The following is an 11403-nucleotide window of genomic DNA, read 5'->3' as shown; positions in this document are numbered from 1 at the left end:
GTCGCCGACGACATGGGCGTCGGCGACACGTTCATCCAGACCCCTGTCGGCGTCTACTTCGGTGAGCCGGGCAAGAAAGCGAAGGACCCGTACTTCGGCGGCGTCGGACCCGAGCGCACCGGTTGCATCGAGTGTGGCGAGTGCATGACGGGCTGCCGTCACGGAGCGAAGAACACGCTCCTCAAGAACTATCTGGGCCTTGCCGAGACGGCCGGCGCCGAGATCATTCCGATGACCACCGTGTCCGGGCTTCGTGAGGCTCGCGACGGTTCGTGGGACGTGTTCACCGAGCGAACCGGTGCATTCGGACGAAAGAACCGCCGCACCTACACGGCTGCGAACGTCATTCTCGCGGCCGGAACGTGGGGCACTCAGCATCTGCTCTTCGACATGAAGGACACCGGAGCGCTGCCCAAGCTCTCCGACAAGCTCGGCGAGCTGACTCGAACGAACTCCGAATCCATTGTCGGTGCAGGCAAGTACAAGGTCGATCCCGCACTCGACCTGACCCGCGGAGTGGCGATCACCTCGTCGTTCCACCCGAGCAGCGACACCCACATCGAGCCGGTCCGCTACGGCAAGGGATCGAACGCGATGGGCCTGTTGCAGACCTTGATGACGGACGGCGGCGGCAAGACGCCACGGTTCCTGAAATACCTGAAGATGGTTCTGCGGCACCCCTTGGGTCTGTTGCGCACGCTCACGGTCAAGGACTGGAGTGAGCGCACGATCATCGCGTTGGTCATGCAGAACCTCGACAACTCGATCACCACGTACACGAAGAAGGGCCTGTTCGGTCGACGCAAGGTCACCAGCAAGCAGGGCCACGGTCAGCCGAACCCGACGTGGATCCCGGAGGGCAACGAGGCGACGCGTCGAGTTGCCGAGAAGATCGACGGCGTCCCCGCTGGTACGTGGGGCGAGATCTTCAACGTTCCACTGACGGCGCACTTCCTGGGTGGTTGCGCTATCGCGTCGGATTCCGATCACGGCGTCATCGATCCGTACCACCGCGTGTACGGCTACCCGACGCTCAGCGTCGTCGACGGCGCAGCGGTCTCGGCCAACCTCGGTGTGAATCCGTCGCTGACCATTGCCGCTCAGGCCGAGCGCTCGGCCTCGCTGTGGCCGAACAAGGGGGAGACCGACCTGCGTCCCGCCCAGGGCAGCGGCTACGAGCGTTTGGCTCCGATTGCACCCAAGTCGCCTGTGGTGCCGGCGTCGGCTCCGGCCGCGCTGGTCTTGCCGATCGTGAAGATCACTAGCTCTTCGGGGAAAATGACTGGTGCGCAGAGCAATTCGTAATCCACTCGGATCTGCGACCATGTACTGTACTTTGACACCCCGGTACGCGCGACTTACTGGACGGCAGGAACGGTGACCCGACAGTGCTGCAACGAGAGGTCGCCGATCGGCGCTCGCGCCGATGTGACTGTTTCTCTCCGTCGCCGAGACGGTCGCGCCGTGGAGGTGAAACTTCCACAGATTGATTCGTTCCCGATCCATGACCGAAACGGAAAATGATGAGCACCACAGATAGTCGTGTGGCAGGGCGTTGGGTTGAGTTGGCAACCGTAGTTCCCCGCGCAATCGGACAGTTCTACGGCACTGCGGCAGAAACACTGCGGCGGCTTCCTCGTCGACCCTTTCAGTTTCGGGAATTTGTGCACCAGGCATGGTTCATTGCCAGCGTCTCCATCGTGCCGACGCTGCTCATGGCGATTCCCTTCTGTGTGATGGTCGTCTTTCAGATCAATGTGCTGCTCAATGAGATCGGGGCCATCGATCTCAGTGGTGCTGGCGCCGGCGTCGCAGTGATACGCGAAATCGGTCCTGTAGTAACAGTTCTCGTGGTAGCAGGAGCTGGCGCAACGGCAATATGTGCGGACTTGGGATCCCGCACGATCCGCGAAGAAATCGATGCAATGCGAGTTCTGGGAATCGATCCTCTGCAGCGACTCGTCGTCCCACGCGTCATTGCCTCCACCGTCGTTGCCCTTTTCCTCAACGGACTGGTCACCGCCGTCGGGTTGGTGGGTGGCTACCTGTATGCGGTGTACCTTCAAGGCGCGACCCCCGGGCAATTCATCACTGCCATACCGATTTTGACAGGACTCCCTGATCTGATGATCAGTGAGATGAAAGCCGCGGTGTTCGGTTTTCTGGCCGGACTGGTTGCTTGCCACCTAGGGCTGAATGCAAAGGGCGGGCCCAAGGGAGTCGGCGACGCTGTGAACCAGACCGTTGTGTTCAGCTTTTTGCTGCTTTTTCTCTCCAACGCCATCATCACTACGTTGACCATTCACTGAACGGGACTTGCCATGACTACCTCCAGCGAACACGGTATCGACTCCGTCCTTCGCCAAAAGCCCTGGGGGCACAAGCTCCGAGGTGCTGCACAGCGATCTACCGATGGGATGGTCGATGCCGGCTCACAGCTCTCGTTCCACATCCACAGCATTGGGTGGATTCCACGAACTCTGCGGCGCTACCGCCGTGAAGTGGTGCGACTGATCGCCGAGGTTAGCCTCGGCACGGGTGCCCTCGCGGTGATTGGTGGAACCGTTGTCATCGTCGGGTTCCTCACTGCTGCAGCAGGGTACGAAGTCGGACAGCAAGGAAGCAGCTCGCTAGGGCGTGTGGGTGTCGAGGCGATGTCGGGTTTCATCTCCGCGTTCTTCAACACTCGTGAGGCGATTCCGGTGATCGCGGGTGTCGCGCTGACAGCTACGGTCGGGGCCGGTTTCACGGCCCAGCTCGGGGCGATGCGCGTCAGTGAGGAGATCGACGCGTTGGAGGTGATGTCGGTCCCGTCGATCCCGTACCTTGTTACCACTCGCATTCTCGCAGGTCTTGTGGCAGTCGCACCGCTGTACGCAATCGCTCTGTTCATGGGATACGCGTCGACCGAAATCGTCAGTGTCGTGTTGTCCGATCAGTCCTCGGGTACCTATACGCACTATTTCAATCTTTTCCTCGACCCCTACGACGTCCTGTGGTCACTGGTCAAAGTCCTCGTCATCTCGGTTGTCGTGATGTGCGTGCACTGTTACCACGGGTACAACGCATCGGGCGGGCCTGCCGGTGTCGGCGTCGCGGTGGGGCGTGCAGTCCGTACATCTTTGATCGCCATCATGGTCATCGACCTCGTAGTCGGTATCGCGGTCTACGGCGGCGTGCATTCGACGGTACGGGTGTCCGGATGAGAATCGAAATCTCGCGCGGTCGCGCAATACTGCTGGCGATGATCGCACTGGTTTGTGCTCTTCTGGTTCTGGTCGGCGCGCTCGCGTCATACACCGGGGTGTTGACCCCGAGCACTCGCGTTTTCCTGTACGCGGACCGAGCTGGTCTGCTCATGGAACCTGGATCAGACGTCAAGGTGAAGGGGATGGTGATCGGACGCGTCGATCGGGTCGAACTCGATGACGATCACGCAACGCTGATCTTGGAACTCAAACCCGAGGAAGCCCGCAAATTACCGTCGAACGTGGGCGCGGACATCGCCCCGACAACACTGTTCGGGCGGAAGTTCGTCACTCTCGTGACCCCCGAATATCCATTGACGAGTACTTTGACCGCTGGATCGGTAATCGACAACGCCAAGGTCTCCGTCGAGATCAACCGTACCTTCCAGTCTCTGTTGGGTGTGCTCGATACGATCGAGCCGCAGAAGGTCAGCGCGACACTGACCGCCCTGGATACTGCCCTTGATGGCCGCGGCGAACGTTTCGGGGACCTTTTGGTCGACGTCGATCGATATCTCGGCCAGTTCAACGAGAGCATGCCGATCCTACAGCGGGACATCCCGTTGCTTGCCGACAACATCGAGACATTCGCCGCTGTCACCCCGGACTTCATGGACACCGTCGGCAACCTCTCTGTCGCCGGCAATACCGTCGTAGAGAAGCAGGCTCAGCTGAGTGCATTTCTGTTGAGCTTCACCACTTTCGGAAACACCGGCACCCAGGTGCTCGACCGCTCGGGAACGCCATTGATTCGCGCGGTCGACGCATTGGATCCGACGACAAGGCTGTTGGCGGAGTACTCACCGTCCTACCCGTGCTTCTTCTCGAGTCTCAATCAGTCGCGCAGATATCTCGAGCGTGCATTCGGCGGAGACCGGCCCGGCCTCAACATCCTGGGCACCTTACTGATGGGTGATCCGCCCTATACCTACGAAGAGGATCTGCCCGTGAACGGTGCCGACAATCCGCCGAGCTGCTACGGGTACCCGTACGGGCCGAACAGCGCCCCTCCTGGTCATACCGACTTCAACACCGGAACAACGGTATACGGTCCTGTACTCTCGCCCATGGACCTGATCGGCAATCCGTTCGCCTCGCTGATTTACGGAATGACCCGATGATCGCGCGACATGCCGGGCTCAAGCTCGTCGTATTCCTCGTGATCACTTCCGTCATCACGGCGATGCTGGTCGTCGTCGTCGGCGATCTGCGGTTCGGTGCGGCGCGCAGCTACCGAGCGCTGTTCACCAGTGCATCCGGAATGAAGACCGGTGAAGACGTCAAGGTCGCAGGCGTCCCGGTCGGCGACGTCACGAAAGTCGCCTTCGCCGGGGACGGACTGGTACAAGTCGACTTCACCGTCTCCACTGATATCGATGTGTTCAACAGTTCCACGGCCGCCATCAAATACAAGAATCTGATCGGTGACCGCTACCTGGAATTGACCATCGACCCCGACGCATCCGGCGTCCGCTCAGAGGGAGACGCGATCCCGGTGGGGCAAACGCGACCTGCGCTCGACATCGATACTCTTGTCAACGGCTTCAAGCCGCTGTTGCAGGGCCTCGATCCCGATCAGACGAACGAGCTTTCCGCCTCGTTGATCGAGGTGTTGAACGGGCAGGAACAGAATATCGCGTCCCTGATCCGACAGATCGGGACCCTGGGTAACAGTCTCGCCGACCGCGACGAGGTCATCGGGCGGACTATCGACAATCTCTCCGCCGCACTCGATACCGTGCATCGTCGAGGTGATCAGTTCAGCGAGCTCGTCGTCAACCTCCAGCAGTTGGTCAGTGGACTCAACGCCGACAGGGACACGATTACCACGGCAATCGACCACATCGGTGCCGGCGCCGCAGAAACTGCGCAGCTCCTCGCGGACAATCGTCCGGCAATAGCAACAGACATCACCCAACTCCAACAGCTGGCAAGCAATCTCAACGACAAGGCCGACACGCTGAATCTGCTCTTGGCCAAACTCCCCAGCACCTATCAACTGTTGAACCGAGCGTCGGGTTACGGAAATTTCGTCAACTTCTTCGTCTGCGGCCTCGCCATTCGGTATCCCGGAATCGGCGGCCCGGCAACCACACCCATGTTCACAGCGCCAGCAGAAAGATGCAGGTAAGCGAATGAGATCATTCCAGGAACGGGACCCTGTCCGAATGGGCCTGGTGGGAACCGCGATCATTATCGCTGCCCTCGTCGCGGTCTTCAATTACGACAGCATTCCCGGACTATCCGGCACACAGACTGTGGTTGCAGAGTTCGACGATGCCAGCGGACTGACGGCGGGGGACTCGGTACAGATTTCTGGGATCGAGGTCGGCAAGATCTCGTCGATCTCTTTGTCCGGTGACCATGTAGACATAGATCTCGAGATCGATACCGACGGCCGCTCACTCGGCAAGCGCACCACCGCCTCCATTAAGGTGGAGACTGCACTCGGTCGCCGCTACGTAGAAGTGCGCCCTGACGGTGACGGTGACATCGGTGACCGAATCTCATTGGAGAACACCTCCTCGGGGTTTGATATCACCGAATCCCTCAATCAGTTGACTCATCGACTCGAAGGGACAGACAAGAAGCAACTTTCGGAAGCGCTCGACAGTGTGTCGACCGTTCTCGACGAGATTCCGGACAATCTCCGTCCCTCGCTCGAGGGTTTGTCGCGATTGTCGACGACCATCGCCTCGCGGGACGAGGAACTGCGCAACCTCTTGCAGCAATCAAACTCGGTCACGGGAATCCTCGCAGAGCGGAATCAGAACCTGGTGGCACTGGTCTCCGACGGAGGGATCTTGTTTTCTGCCCTCAACGATCGAGCGGCGACCATTCGCGCCCTGCTTGTGCGCGTCCGCGCCGTGAGCGACGAGCTCCGAGGGCTGGCCCAGGACAATGCCGCTACTACCGGGCCGATGCTCGCCCAGGTAGACAGGGTTCTGGAAACCCTCAATGCCAACTACGCCAACATCAACGACTCTATTTCGGGTCTGCGACCCTACGTCACCCAGCTCGGCGAGGTCGTTGGGAGCGGACCGTTCTTCAGCGTACTGCTACAGAACATCACCCCGGCCAATCTCAACGGGCAACAACCCGGCAGCCCTGGAGGAGACAGTCACCGATGAGTACGCAGAGCAGACGCCGAATCCCCTTGCCTGGCAGGATCTTGGCAGGCTTGATCGTTGTCGCTATCGTCGCCACGGCCCTCGCGACCTGGGCTGCGAGTTCGGCTGCGACGAAGGTGACGGCGTACTTCGTAAGCTCGGTGGGTTTGTACACCGGGGACCGGGTCATGATTCGTGGCGTTCCGGTGGGTGCGGTGGACACCATCGAACCGATCGGCGACCAGGTGAAAATCTCCCTGCACTTCGACTCGGAGCACGGGGTCGATGCGGACAGCCGTGCCGTGATCGTGGCACCGACCCTGGTATCGGGCCGCTACATTCAGCTGACCTCCGTCTCCGATGCCGGACCCAAACTCGCCGACGGTGCCGAGATTCCACTCGAACGAACCGCCGTCCCGGTCGAATACGATCAGGTCAAGAAGCAGGTAGCCGACCTCGCCACCGACCTCGGTCCGAAGGACGGGAACGAGGGCGGTGCGCTGAGCCGCATCGCCGATGCCACCACCAAGGCGCTGGGCGGGAACGGCAAGACTCTCAAGGAGAGCCTCATCAATCTCTCCGCAGCCATGCGGACGCTCGCCGACGGCGGGCCGGATCTTTTCGGGACGGTGCGCAACCTGCAGACGGTGGTGTCTGCACTTGCCGCCAACGATTCCGAGATCGAGATCTTCGCCTCGCAGCTCGGCGGCGCTTCGAAGCTGCTCAACGACAATCGCACTGAGCTCGACGCTGCCGTGGCCGCACTCGATTCGATGCTCCCCGAAATCCAGAAGTTCGTCGGCGACAATCGGGGGGCGTTGACGAAGGACGTTTCCTCGCTCACCCGGATCACGAATCTGCTGGTGAACAGGGTAGACGATCTCGCACAGATTCTGCATGGCGCTCCCACCGCGCTCGCGGATCTATACAACATCTACGATCCCGATTCCAATTCGCTCACCGCGAACATCGAGATTGCGGATTACCCGGATCCGATGTCGATGATCTGTGCGTTACTCACGACAGTCGATGCGCCGCAACAAGAGTGCACACGGGCCAGCGAGAACTTCGGCGACCTGTTCAGTGCCGCCGTGCGAGCAGCTCAGGGCGGAGGATCGGGCCCGCCTGCCACCGCTCCTGCTCTTTCCCCCACAGTAGCCCCCGGACTTCCCGAACTATTCACACCAGGAGGTGGACGATGAAGACCGTTGCACCACTGAAACTGATCGGAATGCTCGCACTGACCACGGTGATGGCGACAGGCTGCCGATTCGACGGGGCCAATTCTCTTCCGTTGCCAGGTAATTCGGTCGGCAGCGGCGCGTACACCGTGACCATTGAGCTGCGTGATGTCCAGAATCTGGTGGGAAACTCGATAGTGAAGGCGGATAACGTCACGGTCGGGACCGTCACGACCATCGCGGTGAAAAACAGCATCGCAGTCGTCACAGCCGATATCGACGACCAGGTCGAGTTGCCCAGGAACGTCACCGCGCAGCTTGCGCAGACGAGTGTGCTTGGCGCGCAGTATCTCGAACTGACCTCGCCGACAGGCCCCGGCGGCGAGGGAGAGAAACTGCAGGACGGTGACAGCATCGCATTGACGTCGAGTTCGCAATACCCAGCCACTGAGCAGGTGCTCGCTGCGCTGTCGCTGGTTCTCAATGGCAGTGGCTTGCAACAGGTACGCACCATCATGACCGAACTCAACGACGCTGTCGGCGGTAACGAGGACGCGGTGAACCGGTCCTTCGGACGAATCGAGACGTTTGTGAGTGGGCTCGACCAGCAGCGTGAGGACATCGTGCGAGCCATCGACAGTCTCGACCAGTTCTCCTACGAGCTTGCTCTGCAGAAGGACACACTCGGCAGCGGTATCGAGGCGATCCAACCGGCCCTCGCCGTCCTCGACGAGCAGAAGACGCAGTTGGTAACGATGCTCGACAGCGTCGGAAATCTCGGAGACCGGGCGGCCGAGGTCCTGAGCAGTAGCCAAGAAGATCTGACCGCGAACCTGCACAGCCTCGGGCCGGTCTTGACACAACTGGCCGCAGCAGGCGAGGACCTGCCCGAATCCCTGCTGGTGGGACTGACCTACCCCTTCCCTGTGACCGCGGTGGAGAAGGGCTTTCGGGGTGACTACGCCAATCTGTTCCTCACACTCGATCTCAGCGCGGAAGCCATCCAGACGAAGGTCGTCGGCTCCTTCCCGGTCAAGGATCTCGTCCCCATGTCCAATCGAGCCGTCAACCCATTGATCGCCCCGACCGAGCCTTCGGCTCCGACCGGGACCGACAACACGAACGGCGGACGCTAGATGCATACTAAACTGGTCAAGGGCCAACTGATCGTCTTCGCGATCCTTGCCATCGCGAGCCTGGTGTACGGATTGATTCGCTACGTTGGAATCCAACGACTCACCGGCTTCGACACATACACTGTCAGCGCCGAATTCACTGATGGCAGTGGCATATACAAGAACGCGTTGGTCACCTATCGGGGACTCGACATAGGACGCGTGACAGCAATCGATCTGGATCTGGCCTCCGACGTGGTCCGAGTGAGCATGCAGCTGCGGAATGAACCCCAGGTGCCGGCCGACACCCTCGCCACAATCAAGAGTATGTCAGCGATAGGCGAGCAGTTCGTCGATCTGACACCGGCCACCGAGCGTAGCCCGTATCTCGCTGACGGTGACGTCATCCGAGTGCAAAAAACCTCGGTGCCCACGAGTACCGCGGTGGTCCTCGATCAAACCCAGCGGCTCCTCGACAGTGTTGCTCCCGAAACTCTACGCACCGCTGTCGACGAGACATACCTGGCGTTTGACGGCACCGGCCCGGCCCTGTCATCGCTGATCGACTCGTCCTCACGTCTGCTCGCACTCGCGCAGACCGACATCGGCCCTACACTCGATCTGGTTCATGATGCCGAACCCCTTCTCAACACCGGCAACGAGGTCAGTGGCGACGTACGATCCTTCACACATGATCTCGCCTCGTTCACCGAACAACTCACGCTCAGTGACGGTCACATTCGCGGGGTTCTCGACCATGCTTCCAGTGCCGCCGACACCGTCTCGGGGACCCTCGCCGAGCTCGATCCCACGCTGCCGGTACTGTTGTCCGACCTGCAAACCGGTGGCCAGGTCTTACGAGTCAATTTGCCTCAACTACGCCAGATCCTCGTGGTCTATCCGGCACTGTCGGCAGTGAGTAATTACAGCGTGACCGGCTTCCAACTCGACGACGACAAACTCTCACCCCAAGCGCCCCTAGACATCAAGCTGGGCAACACTCTCAACCCGCCCCCGTGCACCGAGGGATACCAGTCCACGGTACGGCGAGATCCGTCCGACATCGGTCCGGCCGAAGTGCCGCCCGGCGCGTACTGCAAGGTCGCGCCGGATAATCCGAAAGTGCCGCGTGGTGCACGCAACCTCCCCTGCGCCACCGATCCGAGCGTCCGAACTGCGGATATCGCCAACTGCCCACGGGGGCTCCCCTCGACATGGCCGGAGATGCTCGCACACCCCGGGGATTCGGTACCGGGCGGCGGGGCTGCACCGCAGCCCGCCGTTCTTGCGCCAGCTAGAACACCCGAACCGACACCGCGCTCAACGCAGGTCGACACCGCCACACCCTATTCGGAAGCCAAGGGAGCGTTCCGCGGGCCGGACGGCATTACTTACATCCTCGGTCAATCGGTCCAGGACACAGCACACGGAAAGGAAGACTTGGGATGGCAATCACTTCTGATCAAGTAGACAATTCTGATCTCATAGACGAGCTCGACAGCACGCCGAAGGGCACTTCTAGCCTCCCGGTAGCGAGCAGGTTCCGCGGAATCGTCTTCGCGGCGCTGGCCATCGCAGTCCTGATTTTCGGTGGACTCTGTGTTCGCGCCGGACTCGAGGTTCGCGCGGACAACGCCGATACTGCCCGGGATCGCACGGTCACGGAAACCGCCAGTCGCATCGCGTCACAACTTGTTTCCCTCGATCACGATGCCGCTCAGGAGAATTTGGATTCGATCGCGGCTAGTGCGACGGGATCGTTTCGGGATCAGTTCGAGAAGATCTCGGGCAGCTTTGCCACCGTCCTCAACGACGGTCAGGTCAAATCGACCGGCGAGGTAAAGGAAATAGGGATCGTCGACTCCGACGACTCTCACGCAACAGTTCTGACGGCTGTTACCTCCACGGTCAAGAACACCGAAGCTCCGGAAGGGCAGCAACGGGTTTACCGCATGAAGATGAATCTCGAGGAAATAGACGGCAATTGGCTCGTTTCCAACGTGGAGTTCGTGGCATGAACGCGACCGAAGAAGTGAAGTCGGATTTGGCCCTCGCTCGTCACCGGCCGACGCGCCGCAGACCGCTGCGGAGACTGTCTACCTTGAGCACGCGGACAACGGCCGTATCGCTCGCTGGACTCGGGATACTGTTGGCCGGTGCGATTGGAGGTACGGCAGTACTCGAACATCAACTGTCAGGTCATCGCGCCACAGATGACGCGATCACGGCAGCCACCGATTCGGCCGAGACTCGTTTGCCGCAGGTGCTGTCCTACGATTTCAATACAGTGGATACGCAATTCGCCTCGGCCGTAGACAATCTAACCGGAAAGTTTCGAGACGATTTCGCCGAACTCAGCTCCGGCGTCATCATCCCTGCGGCGCATCGAGATTCGATCATCACCGTCGCTGAGGTGGTGGAGAGTTCGGTGGTCAACGCTGACGCGAATGACGTGACGTTGCTGCTGTTTCTCAACCAAAGCACCACCAGCACCAAATACGAGGGGCCTCGGCTGGATGGCAGCCGCGTGCGGGTCACCATGACAGATGCCGATGGTAGTTGGCTCATCTCCGACATCACACCCGTCTGAGATCGGCGGCACTCCCACAGGTTTGAGTTCGATTGTGTTCGCAAGTCACTAGCAAGCAAGAAGAGGGAGCCTAGTCATGGGTGTCGAGGTAGCGGTACAAGGACTGACAAAGTCTTTCGGGTCGCAGAGGATTTGGCAGGACGTGTCGTTGACACTTCC

General features: G+C 60.4%; 11 protein-coding genes. All 11 read left to right on the top strand.

Annotated features, from left to right (window positions below; genetic code table 11):
• On the top strand, positions 1 to 1305 hold a 1305-nt coding region (locus tag AC2ETI_RS32185; protein ID WP_483635012.1), incomplete at its 5' end, for a GMC oxidoreductase.
• Positions 1306 to 1523: 218 nt separating this feature from the next.
• Positions 1524 to 2309 carry an MlaE family ABC transporter permease gene (locus AC2ETI_RS32180; protein ID WP_082661338.1) on the top strand — a complete coding sequence of 262 codons (786 nt, stop codon included), beginning with the start codon at positions 1524 to 1526 and terminating at the stop codon, positions 2307 to 2309.
• Between the two features lie 108 nt (positions 2310 to 2417).
• Positions 2418 to 3206, top strand: coding sequence for an MlaE family ABC transporter permease (locus AC2ETI_RS32175; RefSeq protein WP_058037372.1), 789 nt, complete (start codon positions 2418 to 2420; stop codon positions 3204 to 3206).
• Positions 3203 to 4369, top strand: coding sequence for an MCE family protein (locus tag AC2ETI_RS32170; RefSeq protein WP_058037371.1), 1167 nt, complete (start codon positions 3203 to 3205; stop codon positions 4367 to 4369). Before AC2ETI_RS32175 ends, AC2ETI_RS32170 begins: the two co-directional genes overlap by 4 nt.
• A complete protein-coding gene (locus tag AC2ETI_RS32165; protein WP_058037370.1) occupies positions 4366 to 5379 on the top strand; it encodes an MCE family protein in 1014 nt (337 codons plus the stop codon). The genes AC2ETI_RS32170 and AC2ETI_RS32165 overlap by 4 nt, the downstream gene beginning before the upstream one ends.
• A 4-nt stretch (positions 5380 to 5383) precedes the next feature.
• A complete protein-coding gene (locus AC2ETI_RS32160) occupies positions 5384 to 6379 on the top strand; it encodes an MCE family protein (RefSeq protein WP_058037369.1) in 996 nt (331 codons plus the stop codon).
• Positions 6376 to 7560, top strand: coding sequence for an MCE family protein (locus tag AC2ETI_RS32155; RefSeq protein ID WP_058037368.1), 1185 nt, complete (start codon positions 6376 to 6378; stop codon positions 7558 to 7560). Before AC2ETI_RS32160 ends, AC2ETI_RS32155 begins: the two co-directional genes overlap by 4 nt.
• Positions 7557 to 8675, top strand: a complete 1119-nt coding sequence (locus AC2ETI_RS32150) for an MCE family protein (protein WP_058037367.1) — start codon at positions 7557 to 7559, stop codon at positions 8673 to 8675. Before AC2ETI_RS32155 ends, AC2ETI_RS32150 begins: the two co-directional genes overlap by 4 nt.
• Complete coding sequence (locus AC2ETI_RS32145; RefSeq protein WP_058037366.1) at positions 8676 to 10124, top strand: MCE family protein; 1449 nt, start codon at positions 8676 to 8678, stop codon at positions 10122 to 10124.
• Positions 10100 to 10672: a hypothetical protein gene (locus AC2ETI_RS32140; protein WP_058037365.1), complete on the top strand. Its 573-nt coding sequence runs from the start codon at positions 10100 to 10102 to the stop codon at positions 10670 to 10672. The genes AC2ETI_RS32145 and AC2ETI_RS32140 overlap by 25 nt, the downstream gene beginning before the upstream one ends.
• Before the next feature lie 131 nt (positions 10673 to 10803).
• Entirely contained in the window at positions 10804 to 11244 is a 441-nt protein-coding gene (locus AC2ETI_RS32135; RefSeq protein WP_322943305.1) for a hypothetical protein, read from the top strand.
• Positions 11245 to 11403: the final 159 nt, after the last annotated feature.

It is taken from the genome of Rhodococcus sp. MurmanLake-1 (assembly GCF_056945715.1).
Note: the sequence above shows the minus strand (reverse complement) of the source record. Positions and strands in the feature narration are given on the sequence as shown.